Below are 15,149 nucleotides of genomic sequence, written 5' to 3'. Positions count from 1 at the left end.
TTTTTAAGACGCGATCGATAAATCGCGTCTCTACATAAGGGTTTTGGTGTTATGGCGCAACCTCAGTTATTGATAAATTGAGCCATCAGGCATAATTGCCCCTGCTAAATTAGTTCCAACTAATTTAACCAGAAGCCGCTCACCAGAGCGAATCCGCGCTCCCGTCAAGTCGGCTCCTCGCAAGTCGGCTCCACTGAGATCCGCTCCAATCAAATTAGCAGCGCGTAAATTCGCCTCCCTGAGATCGGCTAAAAGTAGATTTGCCCGAAATAAATTTGCTTCAGATAAATTTGCACCTCTGAGGTTGACTTTGTGCATAAAAGTATCGCTGAGATTAGCACCGCTCAAATTGGCATAACTCAGATTTCTGCCAGATAAGTCTTTATTACTCAAATTTGCCCGACTGTAGTCTTTGCCACTCAAGTCTGGGTTTTGCTTTGGTGGCCGCTGGATTGTTTGAGATGATTTTTCCTGTTGAGGTGGCGGTGAGTTAGGTGAGTTAAATGTAGTTTGAGGTTTGGTTTTTAGAGAGCGCAACTTTTCACGAGCTTCATTTATAGCTTTTAGCTTGTCTTGCGCTTTCTGCTGTAAACGGAGATTGTCTTTGGGAATGCGATCGGGATGCCAAACAAAAACTAAATCTTTGTAAGCCTGGTTCACTTCTTCAAGTGTAGCCCCAGGCTCTAATTCCAAAACTCTATAGTACCGCTCCAGATCGCTCATACGATATTTTGGTGGACAATCAACTTAATTATGAGTGATGGAGTCATTTATACGCTGCATCATTTGTTATGGATTATGGGGCATTAGGAGTGCTGAGTGCTGAGTTAGGAGTTTGGAGTTTGGAGTTAGGAGTTTGGGGTTGGGAGTTAGGAGTTAGGAGTTAGGAGTTTGGAGTTTGGGGTTGGGGGTTAGGAGTTAGGAGTTTGGAGTTAGGAGTTTGGAGTTAGGAGTTTGGAGTTAGGAGTTAGGAGTTTGGAGTTTTGTTTATCTCCTTGTCCCCTTGTCCCCGTGTCTCTTTTCTCCCCTGCTCCCTGCTCCCTGCTCCCCTGCCTCCCCAATCCCTCATCTCCCCATCTCTCCATTTCTCCATCGAGCGATCGCTCGAAAATATGCTGCAACTGGAATCTGATAGACTTCAATATAAATCCAAACAATAATTGATAAATGTGATAAGAAGGTTAATATTGTCCAAATATATGGCATCCAGGTAATGGGTTCTTTCAGATTAGCAGGAAAATAGTAAGCTACTATACCAATTAGAGTAGTGGGAAGAATTATAAAAACTGCTGCTGCTAATCCATAACCCCAACCTAATTCCACGCCTTCCAACTGGCCTTCTGTCCAACTAAACCCATTCCAACGCCAAGTTAAAGGTGGTTGCCTAGAAGGCATCTTGATTTGCTGTTGCTCTAAGTTGACTGTAAAAATCTCTTGACAAAAGTCACAAGCCATAGCTTCCATCAATGGCATGTGAGAAATCTTACCTATTCGACAGACTGGGCAGGGGTAAGCTCCATAATAGTCGAAAGATTGGGTTAAGATTTTGGAACTGGGCATAATGAGACAGATGATCCTAAAAAATTGATCTGGTGAATGAGAACTTGGTCAATAATGTATGGCGGTTGTCAATTCCCTGCAATAAGCTTTCGTAAGATGAAGTCTGGAGAATTATATATTTTAACTTTTCAATCCTGGCTTTTTCTTCTGAGGTTATATAACTATTGCGATCTTTAATGACAAGCCCTTCTCTACGAGAGGCTGCACTTCGACTCATTTCGGCTACGCGGTAGTTGAGCGCAGTCGAAACTCAATGACCAACGCTCTGTTACCACGCCAACGGGTTCGGAGGTGACGCTCGAAGACTCGCTTGCCGCCGACGCTATCGCAAGATGCTCGCAAGCTCGCTTGCCGCCGGCGCTAACGACGGGAATCGCCATCGCTCTTAGCGTCTCCCCTTCTCCCAAAGGGAGAGGCTAGCGCCAAGGGAGAAGACTGCGACCCCCTCACCGCTTTTTTCGTCTACGCAAATAAGCAACTAGTACAATTAGAACAGAGCGTGATTTTGAATTGTGCAAAGCGTTATTAGTCTTAATCCCCAGAGTTGTACTGAGTCTATCGTTTTTTTATAGTTTGTGCAGGTCTTGACAAAGCCCACTCTTCCTGCTAAGTTTACGTTAGATAGGTATATTTCTGAAGTTTCCCAGCAAAAAGCCCGCAAATGCTTAACACAAATTCCTACTTTTATTTTTGGTTTAGGGTGGTTCACCGGGGGTGAATTAAGTTTCCTAATGGAAACCGCCCGGTGAACCGCAGAGCAAACTCTGCGGTTTTTGTTTTTTTAAGGAGAATTTCATTGTCATGACTTATTTCATTAGCTGGTTTTATGGCTTTTACTTTTGGCCCAGAATAAATTCCGGGTAAATAGCGTCATGCCAATGAATCAGAACGCGCCCGGAACCTTGGTTTCGGGCTTTTTTGTTGTTATTTGAGAATGCAAAAGAAAGGCGCAAGGGAGAAATCAATTCAAACATTTTAGAACTTCTGCCTCCTGCCTGGTTGTTGAGTTTCGACTACGCTCAATTGCCGCGTAGTCGAAACACTGCCCCTTGCCTCTTTCCCAATACTTAATTTTTCAGGAAAATATAACCATGATTAATGCCAAACTTGCTGCACAAGCCCATCTCAACCACCAGACAATCGTTAAAATCTCGAAAGAAGTCGCTTTTGGCGGTAAAGAACTGGTAATTATCGGCGGGCCCTGCACTGTTGAAAGCTTAGAACAAATGGAGATAGTCGCCCAAAGGCTATCTACTGCATCAGTACAGGGGTTGCGTGGCGGTGTCTACAAACCTCGCACATCTCCCTACGCTTTCCAAGGTATGGGAGAGTCAGGATTAGAGATTTTAGCTAGAGTGCGATCGCATTACAATATGCCAGTTGTCACGGAGGTGATGTCAATTTCTCAAATTGAAGTAGTCGCCGCCCACGCTGATATGCTGCAAGTTGGTAGCCGCAATATGCAAAACTTTGATTTGCTCAAAGCTTTGGGACAAGCTGGTAAACCAATACTACTCAAACGTGGTTTAGCAGCGACTATTGAAGAATTTGTCATGGCTGCTGAATATATCCTCAGTCACGGGAATCCTGATGTGGTGTTGTGCGAAAGAGGTATTCGCAGTTTCGACGATTACACCCGTAACGTCCTAGATTTAGGGGCAGTGGCAGCACTCAAGCAAATAACTCACTTGCCTGTAATTGTAGATCCTTCTCATGCCGTCGGCAAACGGGAGTTGGTCGCACCTGTAGCTAGAGCTGCGATCGCTTGCGGTGCAGATGGATTAATTATTGAATGTCACCCAGAACCAGAAAAATCTGTTTCTGATGCCCGTCAAGCACTTTCTTTAGAAGATATGGTGCATTTAGTTGATAGTTTAAAGCCTGTAGCTACAGCCGTTGGGCGCAGTATATCAGATGTTGGGGCGGGTTTATCACCTGCCCCGATTTTTTGGGCAGCTTAAATTTCAGCTTCAAGCGTTGTTTACCGCCGTAGGCGATCGCTTCAATGTCTCAGCCAAAATATTTCTTTTGGGTTGAGGGCAAACAGCGATCGCTTTCGTAAAATAAACTTGTTACTTCAGCTATTCCATTTGTTCTCATTCTATATATAAATCTAACTTATCGTTTTAACAAATAAGACTATTTGATTTTATTCTCTAAGTCGTTTTATCCTGAAATCAGTAGATATTTTAATTTTTGCTAAATCATCTAAAGAAGTTTTAGTATACCGATCTTTAAACTTTGAAAACCAAAAGAAGGACAATAACTAAATGCTAGAGCAGCAGATTGATTGCCCCATAAAACCTAAGACAAGTGCAATGATTATGAAACTTTTTCAAATCACTCTAGTGGTCTTAGTACTTTTGATTAACTTAGCAGTTGCTTTTCCCTCTTGGGCAGACAGTACGCCTTCTTTAACTAGCAATCCTAACAACTTTCAAGTTGGGCAAAAAGTGATTTGGCTTTACAAGCCCCGCACAGATTCTAGCGATATCCAAAGAATTCCTGCTGAAATAATCAAGTTAAGTTCCAAGCAAGTGCAAATTAAGATTTACAAACATAATAACGAATTTGTCAACCGTTGGGTGAATCCAAACAAGCTTGAGAATTCGACAAAAATTAAATAGTCAGTAGTCATTAGTCATTTGTCATTTGTGATTACAAAGGACAAATAACTAATGACAGCCAACAGAAAAAAATGATTTAGGACTGCTATAGTTAAAACTCTCTTGTGTGGATTTGGTTTTCATAATTAGGATCTTCAGTACCAAGCAGTTTGTCCCAGAACGTAAAATACAAACCGTAGTGTACTTTATACTTGCGATGATGTATGGAATGATGCATAGAACCAATAAGCCACTTTTCAATCCAGTAACTTTTAGATGAGGAGGGAAATAGCTCAAATCCAAGATGAGTAAACACTGCCCATACTGTCATAGTTATAAGTGCGGCAACTAAGGTGACGAAATGCAGGGGAACTATGAAGCTTACACCGACAAAAAAAAGTGCTTGTACAATTGCTTCTGGTAAGTCGAAGGCAGAAGAACTCCAGGGTGTTGGCTCTCCTGAACGGTGGTGTCCAAAATGCATCCATCTAAAAATTCTAGGATGGTGAAACATCCGATGGATAAAATAAAAATAAGTATCTTGAAGAATTAGTACTGCAATAAAGCTAACTATTAAATACCACAGTCCGTATTTCCAGATATCAGCGTATAGCAGGGTTGCTCCCAAATTATACTCTGAGATCATAAATGCTCCAGAAATAGCAAAAACTACTGTGGAGATTACTGATAATTTAATATCATTTTTAATCGAACAATTCATCAACGGTTTCAAACGCAAACTCTTGTTGGCAAGAGACTTTCCTAAAACTAAATAAAAGAGCAAGTATGCTCCGCCAGCAATCAGAAAGTATCGGGCAAGAGTGATGCCGAAGAAGAAAAAGCAATAATACCAAAATGAGTGATTCGTCAATTAGACCCATCCGTAAGATTAATTTGGTGAAATGAAAATGCTGATTATGTCCAATTTTTTGGTCTTCATTACCAAAAATAACCAAATTAAGATTTAATTTGTTAATCGACAAAATCCACTGCTTATTTTACAGCATCAAGTAGTTCAAATAATATATATTAACTTTTGTTAATAAAAACTAAACTAATTTTATTGCATATATAAATATAAATTATTAGTATTGATAAAAAAAGGTTCTTAATTGACTTAAATTGTAGTAAATAGCTAATTTTGTAACTAAGTTACAATTTATTTAAGTTGTTTGTTTATATTATATATTTCAACATCAATTGAATTGATTTTTACCCATTGTGTTCTTTAACACCTAAAAAAACTTTTAAATCACTTTTCCCTCAATACGCTTGGGTTAAGGGCTAATGGCAAAAATTTTGGGTTTTGGAGACGCGATAAATCGCCGTCTCTACAAGTGTTTTGGTCTTATCTGGACTGTATTGACTTTTGCCTACGTCTACTTTTTATAAATTAATTTGCTATGGATTTTGTTCTACTTTTCTAGGCTCCAGCCCAAGGCTACGGCTACTTCAGCAGCTAATTCGAGAGGATTGAATGGTTTGGCGATCGCACTAATCATTCCCATCTGATTATAGCGACGGCGATCGGAAGCCTGGATTTTAGCAGTTAACAAAATTACTGGAATCGCTTTGGTTAATGGATTGGATTGTAACTTTTCAAAGGTAGTGATGCCATCCATCTCTGGCATCATCACATCTAGTAAAATTGCATCTGGTTGGTAAGTCTCAGCTTTAATTATGCCCTCTTGACCAGAACTCGCAGTCATTACTTTCCAGCCTGCAACTGTTTCCAAGCAAATCTTGGCAACTTCTTGAATATACTGCTCGTTATCAACCACTAGAATTTGCTTTGTTGTCATCGCTGCTATCCTCTTGTTGGTTCGGGGTAATGCTCTGAAGTAATTTCATCACCCGTTGTTCAAATTCCTTAGTAGTCACACGCCCGTTGCTCAAAAATTCTGCATTTGGACTTAGTTGGCTATTTGTAGTTGGCTCGTAACTACTATGAACTAAGGGAATGTTAGAAGAGTCTTCTAAATCAGGATTTTGGAAAGCCCTAAATAATGGCAGAGTGACGTAAAAAGTGCTACCTTCACCTAATACACTTTCAGCCCAGATGCGTCCGCTGTGTTGTTGCATAATACTCTTGCAAATTGCCAAACCTAAACCAGTGCCATCATGGTTACGTGAATCTGAAGAGTCAACTTGTTGAAAGCGCTCAAAGATACTTTCAAGTTTGTCTGTTGGGATACCGCGGCCGGTATCTTTGACTGTCAACAAAACTTCATTTTCTTGTGGTTGCGCCCCCAACCAAACCGTAGATCCAGCAGACGAGAATTTAATGGCGTTACTCAATAAATTGGTCAATGTTTGGACAATGCGATCGCAATCTGCCAATACTTGGCCAGATATAGCAGAAACAGATACTTTCACTCCTGCTTTGTCAGCCAGAGGTTGCATGACATTTACTGCTTGAACGATCAAGTCAACAATATTGCAGATTTCTGGTTCCATCTTCGCCTTACCCGACTCGATGCGCTCAATGTCTAGGATGTCGTTGATTAAACGTACTAGACGTTCGCTGCTATCAGTCGCAATTTGCAGTAGGCGTTTTCCCTGCTCTGAGTTTGTTGCTAGCAAACCACTGGCTAGCATTCCTAGAGAGCCGTGAATCGAAGTTAAAGGTGTGCGGAGTTCATGACTAACAACAGAGACAAATTCATCTTTCATGCGTTCAATTAGTTTGCGTTCTGTGATATCTCGTAAAATAACCGTATAAAATATTTCTTCAGCCATTTCTATTTTGGAGATAGAAGCCTCTGCTGGAAATTCAGTACCATCCTTGCGGCGTCCGTAGATTTCACGCCGTTCTCCCATCCGACGGGCAACATTGGGAGATTGTCCAAAGTCAACCACATGTTGACGATGCGCTTGAAAAAAGCGCTGCGGTAAAAGTAAATCAAGTCCTTGTCCAATCACTTCTTGGGCCGAGTAGCCAAAAATCTTCTCTGCTCCTTGATTAAATAAAGTGATGCTTTGGAACCCGTTAATGGAAATAATTGCATCATCAGCAATATCTAAAATTCGTGCAAATCGGGCTTGAGAGAACAGTAATTCTCCCTGTGTCCGTTGACGTTCATCAAGTTGTGACTGCAACTGTTGATTCACCCGAATTAACTCAGCAGTGCGCTCTGCTACTCGCAATTCCAGTTCGTTGATGGCTTGTAAATTGAGAGATGAGGGAGGTGAGGGAGACAAGGGAGATGAGGGAGACAAGGAAGACAAGGGAGACAAGGAAGACAAGGGAGACAAGGGAGAACTAAGTTCTCCTGCTCCCCCTGCTCCCTGCCCCCTGCCCCCTGCCCCCTGCCCCGGTGCCTCCCTGCCTCCCTGCACGACGCGCTGCCGCAATTTCATCCGTTCTAAGCGATTGACGATCCGGGTTACTAGTTCTGGCCCAACAATGGGCTTACTTACAAAGTCATCAGCACCAACACTAAACACTTGATTTACCATCTCGCCATCGCTATGCACAGTCAGGAATAGAATGGGTAATTCACACCAGCGCGAATCGTTGCGTACTAATTGGCAAAGTTCTATACCATTTGTATAAGGTAATTCCACATCCAGAATCAGCATATCTGGCGTAACTATTTCCAAGATTTCCCAAAACTGACGCGGATCTTCAAGAGCGATCGCTTTTAATCCCCAAGGACTAAGTAAGGTTTGTAAAAATGCCTGAATTTGCGGATCGTCATCCACAACCAATATTTTAGTTTCTGCATGGAGGTGATTTTGCAGTGGTTGTGTGACTTTTTCTAAAATTTGTGGGGTTGGTGATGCAGATATTATCGCTGTGTCGTTTCCGTCAATTTCCCGACGCAATAACTTTACCCAACTTTCGAGGTTGCTAATTTCAGATTGACTCAAAGTTTGACCAGAACTCAGTAACAATTCGATATTGCGTGCCAATTTTGAGCCAAGAGGCAAGCCAAAAGTACCTAAAGATCCCGCCAAGGTATGCGCCTCTTTGGCTGCAAGCGATCGCAAATCGGGATTTAAACTATTTTGGTTTAAAGTTGCGATCGCTTCCTCCAGCACCCGCACCTGCTCGTCTACCCGCTTTTGAAATCGTTGCCAAATTTCCGCAACTGCCATTAATGTTTGCTGTTGTGATTTGAGATTAGGAACCAAAGATTTTTCACAATCTAATTCCCCCCTGCTCCTCTGCTCCTCTGCTCCTCTGCTCCTCTGCCCCTCTGCCCCTCGGTCACTGAGCGTAGCCGAAGTGCTGCCCTTCTCCTCTGCCAGTGATTTCAGCCGATAGCCAATACCGTAAACTGTTTCAACTAAATCACCGGGCGCTCCTACAGCTTTGAGTTTGTGTCGTAACCCTTTGATATGGGTGCGAACAGCTTCTTCTTGTGGAGTGTCTTCATAACACCACAGATGTTCTAAAATCATGCCGCAGCTAAACACCCGGCGAGTATTTCGCAAAAATAGTTCTAAAAGAGCATACTCTTTGGGAGTAAGTGCTAGCAGATTTCCAGCATACATCACTTCACAGCTACTAGGGTCTAGCCGCAACCCACCATACTCCAGCACAGGTTGCGAGGTTACGCCTTTGCGACGCAACAGTGCCCGAACACGAGCAATTAACTCTTCTGCATCAAAGGGTTTAACTACGTAGTCATCTGCGCCTGCATCTAGTCCGATCGCTTTCTCATGACTACTATCGCACCCTGTCAATAACAATATTGGCATTTGCAGACCACTAGACCGAATTTGACGACAAAGACTAATGCCATCCAGTTTGGGCAACACTACATCTAGGAGGATTAAATCATAATCGTAAGTTTTAATAAAATTCCAAGCAGTATCACCATCACTGGCAACTTCAACTGCGTAGTTTTGGTTAGTTAAAACACAGGTGAGTGAATATGCACTTAACTCGTCATCTTCAACAACTAAAATTTTCATGTTAAAAGCTTTCCAAGTTAAAATGGATATAACAGATAATAAGTAATCAATTTAAATAGCAAGTCCAATATAATATCAATACTTATTTTTAAAGCATCTTCCAAAAGGTCTATATTTGCAATTTTAAATCATTAACAAATATCAATATTGATTAATTTTAATTGGATTTTCTAGCTACCTGCCCAAGAGCAGATGGTATGGAGAAAAAAACATTTTCCAGAGTATACTACCTTACTTACAAGTTTTTCTAGTACAGAGAGGTTTAGATCCAAAACTTTTTCAAGAAGCCAGGGATCTTTTTGTTCGTAACTCCTGCACGAATTGCTATAGTTTAACGCCATCACACGAAATCCCCGTTCTTGTAGGGGCGTACAGCCGATTTATGTGTTGCAAAGATTTTTGGAAATAGTGCTATGTATGTTGAGGTAGGAGCAGTGTCCTTCTCTTGCCTTGCTCGTTCGTTCGTGCAACTTACCACAAGAAAGGACTGATAAAACTCTCAATACGCTACAACAAAAAAAACCCTCTGCTAAACCTGTGAAAAAACGAGTAACACTCACCTTCCCAAAACGCGCCGTGCAAATGCCAGTCACTTACGTACTGGCTAAAGAGTTCAACGTCGCTGCTAATATTATCCGCGCCCAAGTTGCCCCAAATCAAATTGGCAAATTGGTAGTGGAATTATCGGGAGACATCGATCAATTAGATGCAGCGATCGAGTGGATGCGATCGCGTAATGTTAATGTTTCTTCGACGTTAGGCGAAATTGCGATCGACGAGGATGTGTGTGTCCACTGTGGCTTGTGTACTGGGGTTTGTCCTACCGAAGCCCTCACCCTCCAGCCAGAGACATACAAGTTGACATTCACGCGATCGCGCTGTATCGTCTGCGAACAGTGTATCCCTACCTGTCCCGTACAAGCAATTTCTACTAACATTTAACAATCTAAAATCCCAAAACCAAGAGCGAAGTTAGCCCAACTTAAACACATCCGCCATTACACTATCATCACCCACCAGCCTACTTTTTGCTGGAGAATCATAAACTACCAATAGCGAAGGTATACCAGCTACATCCTGAAACAGCGTCATTCCCTCAGCGTGTTCTTCCCGATTCCCATAAGGAATATCTTGCACAAAATCGGGATTGCTGAAAACATTTTCTCGCATATTCACACCATTTACCCAACGATAAACTTGCACGGGGCCATCTAAATCCATCGTTGGCCCGGCTAAAATCAACAAATCTTGCTCATCTACATACAAATCTCGAATTCCCAAACCATTCAACCAGATAAAATGCTTTTTATATAACTCCTGCAATTCCCCAATTTGCTTTAGTTTCATCAATCCAGAGGTAGAATCCTCTAACTCTATTTCCAGCACCACAGCCCAACCTCGCAATACAGGCCCGCGCAAACCCAGAAAAACGCGGTTTTGATAAATGCCTATTCCTTCAATATCAAAGCCATTATCCTTTCCGGGAATTGCTGCTTGAATAAACGAGCCTAAATGGGCATCATCTGCTAAAGCTGTCATCAGCAAATTACCCTGATTCGTCACCTCTAATTTACTAGCAGTCAATTGCACATCTGGCTTTTCGGGATGTGGGCAAGATGAGAATAGCTTACCGTCTATTAGAGGAATTCGTCCTAAAATGTAACGGTTAGGTTCTGATTCAATTTTTGCTAGCCTTTTAAAATTTTTAGCATCTGTATTTTCGGGGTTGAATTTTTTCCGTTTGTAGCTGTGAGAACCAACAAACCATAAGTAATTATCCGCGTAAGCCAGTCCTTCTATATCAATTTCTTCCTCTTCTGGTGCAGGTAAATCGATAAATTCTGCTACACCAAATTGTTGATGATCTGTAAATTTATCAGTATCAACCAAAGAGAGACGCTCAATAGTTGAAGTTTCATCTGACCCTAACCATAAATACTTCTGATGTGTGAGTAGCAGTGCTGATAAATCTTCTCTATGCTCTTTAAAAGAATCTGCAAAAGTCAATAAAACTTGATTTAGCAAATGTAACTTTGACATTTTAAATTATATTGATATTTACAAATATATTAGCCATGCTATTATAATATATAACTTGATGAGCGAAAAATCGGATTCTCAAAACTATAGCTCATATCAACTTAAGGGGATGAAATATTGTCAACCTTTGATAGATACTGCATATTTATAAAATCAAATGCAACTATCAATAGTCATAGGCATACCTAACAATTATCATACCTAAAAAACTTTCAAAAGTATATGCAATTTATCAAATAATCTTGTTATTATGCAATAACTTCGTGAGGTAATAATTCAGATAAATTATGAAATTAGCTACACAAACTACAGTAAAAACTCTCGGTGACTACGCCTACCAAGCGATTGAAAAACACTTTAAGAAAACCTTGAAGTGGGAAAAGTCAGTGAAGAAAGATGAAGATCCAGAAGCACTGCACCAAATGCGAGTAGGAATGCGCCGCCTACGGACAGCGGTAACTCGGTTTGGGCTAGCAGTGGATCTGTCGAAACCAGTCAGCGATAAAAATATTGGTAAAATAGCCCGTCGTCTTGGTAATCTGCGAGATTTAGACGTACTTAAAGAAAGTTTGGAAAACAATTATAAACCAAACTTACCCCGCAAAGAACAGGAATCTCTGCAAACAGCTTTTACAGCTTTGGCGAAACAACGTGAAGATGTAGAATCGAGCGTGCAGAAAACATTAAGCGATGAATCTTACAAGTCTTTAAAAGATGCATTGGATAAGTGGTTAGAAAAACCTACTTATCAACCTTTGGCATCTATTGCCATTCAGCAAGTATTACCAGACTTACTTTTACCAGAAGTGAGTAACTTCTTATTGCATCCAGGTTGGCTAGTTGGTACTGAAATTGTAGAATCAGAAGTGAAGATCCAGAAAAACTGGAAGCCAAAAAAGGTAGAAAAACAATTGACAACAGAAGGTGAAAATCTTCATAGTTTGCGAAAAGAAGCTAAACGTATACGCTATCAAATGGAGTTATTTACTGACTTATATGGCGAGTCTTACGAAGCTTATATTACAGAAGTGAAAAATATCCAAGAAATTTTGGGTACGATGCAAGATAGTGCCGTATTAACTGACTGGCTTGGAGATGTTTATAAATCAGAAATTCACACTGAGTTGCCCACCCTTGCTAATTTATTAACTGAAAATCGTTACCAGTCGTGGCAGCAGTGGCAACCTTTGCAAGAACGGTATCTGAAAACTGAAACCAGACATAGTTTTCATTTAACAATACTGCATCCACTTTCAGGAGTAATCAGTTAAAAGTTACTCTTTGTTGAGAAAAGATTGGACTAACAAACGGCAGTGTCAGTAATTACGTTCTTCACCATGCTCCTTGTTCTTCTAAATCAAAGCAAGATTCTGAAACTTTGATTGAGTCAACCTTTGAGCCTCTATTTTCTAATAGTAACTATTTGTAGCCAAAACCGGAAAATTAAAGCTCTGAAAGTCTTTCAGCGATTGGGTTCTCCCAAAGTGACAAAAGAAAGTTAGTTTGACATCAACTCAACCAGCAACGAATGAGATTTTGGGCAGGAGCTTGGGTAGCGAACTCTTGAGCCTGCGCGATCGCAATATCTCACACAAATCAACAAGTTTTAATCCGGTTTCCGCAAGGTAGCTATTTATGACACGACAAAAAAAGCAGATCGTTAGACTTCTTGGCATTTGTCGGGGAAAAGGGGAAGGGTTAAAGGGTAAAGGTATGGAATTTTCCCAAACCCAGTAACCTTTTACCTTTCTCCAACCGGAAAGCAAAAGCTACTTTTGCAAGATGTCTATTGCTTTTGCACAGCAACAAATAAAAGTCACTGTACATCCTCTAAGAGTTGTTTCCTACTGGTCTCCAAGCTAAGAATACAGAAAATCAACCACAGTAAACCTGCGGCATAGCCAGCTGTCACATCAGTTAACCAATGTACTCCAAGATAAAGCCGACTGAAACCAATGGCAGCAATTAAGACCGCAGTCAAGGCATAAATCCAAAAGCGCCATTGAGGAAACTGTTTTGCTAGAATATAGCCGATAAAACCGTAAATTACTATTGAGACCATTGCATGGCCGCTGGGGAAACTGTGTTGACCCACATTAATAATATGCTTCCATAGTGCTGGACGCGCTCTACCAAATAATAGTTTCATCAAATAATTTAGTAAGATTGCGCCGACTCCAGCTATGCCCAAGATAGTTGCTTCCCGGCGACGATTATAATATAAAGGACTAATTGCCAGCCCCAAAGAAGATAACAGTATTACTACTGGATCGCCGAGAAAAGTAATACTAACCATGATGCGATCGCGCAGTGGTGTATGCAACTTCTGAATCAAGAGCAAAATGGCTTCGTCAAGATTATATGCATATAACAATCCGGTGCTGCATACAAAGGCGCTAACAACCCCCAATACCGGAATAAATCGATTACTTGTTTGGTGTAATTGTCGCTGCATCCATATTTGAGACACTACGGCTGAATCAAATATGTTTCGATTTTTCCCCCTCACCAAAGCTATATTTTTTTTAGTGCCAAAGGATTGCAAGTTACTGTCTTCAATGACTGCGGCAGATGATTTTGGAGCCTTGACTGATTGACTTTGTATAGAAGAAGCAAGTGATTTATTGACTTTTTTCCAATAATCTAAAACAATTTCTTGAATAAGCAGCCCGATGGTCATTGGCGTAGCGTCTCGAAGAGAAGACCCACCTTGTCCTGCCGGACACGCTTCGCGAAGGGCGATCGCGTTTAAACTCTTATCTGGAGAGAAAATAACAAGCACATTCCCGGTGTAACTATTAGCACGAGCTTCTAAGATTATTTTCTGCTCTAATAATCTCGATTCCAGATATCTTTTGAGAGCTTCTGAATGGTAAAGCCCATTTACCTTATATCTAGCTCTTCCTTTAACAGCAGTATGTATTGCTTGAACCCAATGATTTTCATTGAGAAGTTCATCGAAATGAGCTATACCCATTTTTTTTAATTGATAATAGGGACATTTGGACTGGAGACTAGGAAAGAGAAATTTTCATACGTTCTGGGACGCTGTTGTTCAAAGTTACTTACTCTTAACTATCAATAAGTTAATGGCCACTGTATTGGCAACTACACAACCTTTTCGCTCACAGGTTGCAGTTGTAAAGCCTGGGAGTTCACCCCACCATTACCACGCAATCGCCATCGCTTGTAGGGCAAGATAAATATGGTGGCAGATTTTAGTTTCTTAATTATGTTTCTTGAGGTAGAAAGTATCCGTTCCCAAACATCTGTCCTAAACCTTCGATACACAATAACATTATGTGCTTGGTTGAGTTTGCGCGTACTATCAATTAGATTAATTAAAGCGTCAAAAACAGCACCTACAATTGATTTTGTCGCTACCTCTTTTGGCTCAATCGCTTCACGGGCAGTTTGAATCAGACTAATCAGATGCTGGCGCATTTGATTGTCTGAAATTACACGTACTTGATAATTGATAACGATGGATGTAGCTTCTAAATTAGTACGAACATTTGTAACTCTATTATCAGATTCTATGATCATTTTGAGTTTATTAGCATACTCTGTATCTCTGGCTAACAGAGGAATACGAAAACGAATGCGTCCAGGAATTGCATGGACAATACTATAGAATATTTTTGGAGTTGGTGGTGTTTTATTAGCTGCGCTTTTAACTGCATTTTTTGGTGATAAATGCTGATAAAAATTAGCTTTTTTGTCAGAATGAGACCGATTTCTATTAGTCATAAGATTATATGATGTTTTAGTTTCAAAAGATAAAATAATCTATTAATGTGCTGATATAGCGTTTTATTTAACTGCATTTATTTTACTTTAGTTATACATATTCTTCTGAGTGAAAAAATCTATCCCAGTAGTGAATCTAGCTGTTGCTATCATCAGGTTGATTTATTTCCAGATATTTAAGTATATATAGGTTTAAATGTAAAATTTGTAACTTATGACTGTTGAATTACTATAGTCACAAGTAGTAAGATCGAGAGTATCTATGAATTG

At 40.5% G+C, this 15,149-nt stretch carries 12 protein-coding genes; 4 read left to right on the top strand and 8 right to left on the bottom strand.

Annotation, left to right across the window (positions count from 1 at the left end; genetic code table 11):
• Positions 1-66: 66 nt before the first annotated feature.
• Together NSTC731_RS32305 and NSTC731_RS32300 are read right to left on the bottom strand one after the other, a co-directional pair.
• Entirely contained in the window at positions 67-723 is a 657-nt protein-coding gene (locus NSTC731_RS32305; protein WP_445628515.1) for a pentapeptide repeat-containing protein, read from the bottom strand.
• A 342-nt stretch (positions 724-1,065) separates the two neighbouring features.
• Positions 1,066-1,560, bottom strand: a complete 495-nt coding sequence (locus tag NSTC731_RS32300; RefSeq protein ID WP_094347731.1) for a hypothetical protein — start codon at positions 1,558-1,560, stop codon at positions 1,066-1,068.
• A gap of 1,091 nt (positions 1,561-2,651) precedes the next feature.
• On the opposite strand from NSTC731_RS32300, the gene aroF reads away from it, so the two are divergent.
• The gene (gene aroF / locus NSTC731_RS32295; RefSeq protein ID WP_445628514.1) at positions 2,652-3,521 is read left to right on the top strand and encodes a 3-deoxy-7-phosphoheptulonate synthase; all 870 of its coding nucleotides are present in this window, start codon (positions 2,652-2,654) and stop codon (positions 3,519-3,521) included.
• A 363-nt stretch (positions 3,522-3,884) separates the two neighbouring features.
• A complete protein-coding gene (locus tag NSTC731_RS32290) occupies positions 3,885-4,187 on the top strand; it encodes a hypothetical protein (RefSeq protein ID WP_445628513.1) in 303 nt (100 codons plus the stop codon).
• Positions 4,188-4,278: 91 nt separating this feature from the next.
• Here NSTC731_RS32290 and NSTC731_RS32285 read toward each other — a convergent pair whose 3' ends face one another.
• The 3 genes from NSTC731_RS32285 to NSTC731_RS32275 all read right to left on the bottom strand — a co-directional run bounded on the left by NSTC731_RS32285 (position 4,279) and on the right by NSTC731_RS32275 (position 9,089).
• On the bottom strand, positions 4,279-5,037 hold the full coding sequence (locus NSTC731_RS32285; protein WP_445628512.1) for a sterol desaturase family protein: 759 nt from the start codon (positions 5,035-5,037) through the stop codon (positions 4,279-4,281).
• A 544-nt stretch (positions 5,038-5,581) separates the two neighbouring features.
• Positions 5,582-5,968, bottom strand: coding sequence for a response regulator (locus tag NSTC731_RS32280; protein WP_445628511.1), 387 nt, complete (start codon positions 5,966-5,968; stop codon positions 5,582-5,584).
• Positions 5,940-9,089 (bottom strand): response regulator, encoded by a 3,150-nt coding sequence (locus NSTC731_RS32275; RefSeq protein WP_445628510.1) that lies wholly within the window; start codon positions 9,087-9,089, stop codon positions 5,940-5,942. The genes NSTC731_RS32280 and NSTC731_RS32275 overlap by 29 nt, the downstream gene beginning before the upstream one ends.
• Positions 9,090-9,626: 537 nt before the next feature.
• On the opposite strand from NSTC731_RS32275, the gene NSTC731_RS32270 reads away from it, so the two are divergent.
• Positions 9,627-10,031 carry an NIL domain-containing protein gene (locus tag NSTC731_RS32270; RefSeq protein WP_094347724.1) on the top strand — a complete coding sequence of 135 codons (405 nt, stop codon included), beginning with the start codon at positions 9,627-9,629 and terminating at the stop codon, positions 10,029-10,031.
• A gap of 30 nt (positions 10,032-10,061) precedes the next feature.
• Here the strand turns inward: NSTC731_RS32270 and NSTC731_RS32265 are convergent, their stop codons facing one another.
• On the bottom strand, positions 10,062-11,129 hold the full coding sequence (locus NSTC731_RS32265) for a DUF3616 domain-containing protein (protein WP_445628509.1): 1,068 nt from the start codon (positions 11,127-11,129) through the stop codon (positions 10,062-10,064).
• Between the two features lie 287 nt (positions 11,130-11,416).
• Here NSTC731_RS32265 and NSTC731_RS32260 point away from each other — a divergent pair, with 287 nt between their 5' ends.
• Positions 11,417-12,400 carry a CHAD domain-containing protein gene (locus tag NSTC731_RS32260; RefSeq protein WP_445628508.1) on the top strand — a complete coding sequence of 328 codons (984 nt, stop codon included), beginning with the start codon at positions 11,417-11,419 and terminating at the stop codon, positions 12,398-12,400.
• 545 nt (positions 12,401-12,945) lie between these two features.
• On the opposite strand, the gene NSTC731_RS32255 is transcribed toward NSTC731_RS32260, so the two are convergent.
• Together NSTC731_RS32255 and NSTC731_RS32250 are read right to left on the bottom strand one after the other, a co-directional pair.
• Positions 12,946-14,106 (bottom strand): phosphatase PAP2 family protein, encoded by a 1,161-nt coding sequence (locus tag NSTC731_RS32255; RefSeq protein ID WP_445628507.1) that lies wholly within the window; start codon positions 14,104-14,106, stop codon positions 12,946-12,948.
• Positions 14,107-14,237: 131 nt separating this feature from the next.
• Positions 14,238-14,879: an HMA2 domain-containing protein gene (locus NSTC731_RS32250; protein WP_445628506.1), complete on the bottom strand. Its 642-nt coding sequence runs from the start codon at positions 14,877-14,879 to the stop codon at positions 14,238-14,240.
• Positions 14,880-15,149 lie beyond the last annotated feature (270 nt).

It is taken from the genome of Nostoc sp. DSM 114167, assembly GCF_052692655.1.
The sequence above is the reverse complement of the archived record's forward strand: the minus strand, read 5'-3'. Positions and strand labels throughout refer to the sequence as shown.

Coding starts and splice junctions, on each gene's coding strand:
- NSTC731_RS32305 (WP_445628515.1), bottom strand. CDS start 723: ATGAGCGATCTGGAGCGGTACTATAGAGTTTTGGAATTAGAGCCTGGG.
- NSTC731_RS32300 (WP_094347731.1), bottom strand. CDS start 1,560: ATGCCCAGTTCCAAAATCTTAACCCAATCTTTCGACTATTATGGAGCT.
- aroF (WP_445628514.1), top strand. CDS start 2,652: ATGATTAATGCCAAACTTGCTGCACAAGCCCATCTCAACCACCAGACA.
- NSTC731_RS32290 (WP_445628513.1), top strand. CDS start 3,885: ATGAAACTTTTTCAAATCACTCTAGTGGTCTTAGTACTTTTGATTAAC.
- NSTC731_RS32280 (WP_445628511.1), bottom strand. CDS start 5,968: ATGACAACAAAGCAAATTCTAGTGGTTGATAACGAGCAGTATATTCAA.
- NSTC731_RS32275 (WP_445628510.1), bottom strand. CDS start 9,089: ATGAAAATTTTAGTTGTTGAAGATGACGAGTTAAGTGCATATTCACTC.
- NSTC731_RS32265 (WP_445628509.1), bottom strand. CDS start 11,129: ATGTCAAAGTTACATTTGCTAAATCAAGTTTTATTGACTTTTGCAGAT.
- NSTC731_RS32260 (WP_445628508.1), top strand. CDS start 11,417: ATGAAATTAGCTACACAAACTACAGTAAAAACTCTCGGTGACTACGCC.
- NSTC731_RS32255 (WP_445628507.1), bottom strand. CDS start 14,106: ATGGGTATAGCTCATTTCGATGAACTTCTCAATGAAAATCATTGGGTT.
- NSTC731_RS32250 (WP_445628506.1), bottom strand. CDS start 14,879: ATGACTAATAGAAATCGGTCTCATTCTGACAAAAAAGCTAATTTTTAT.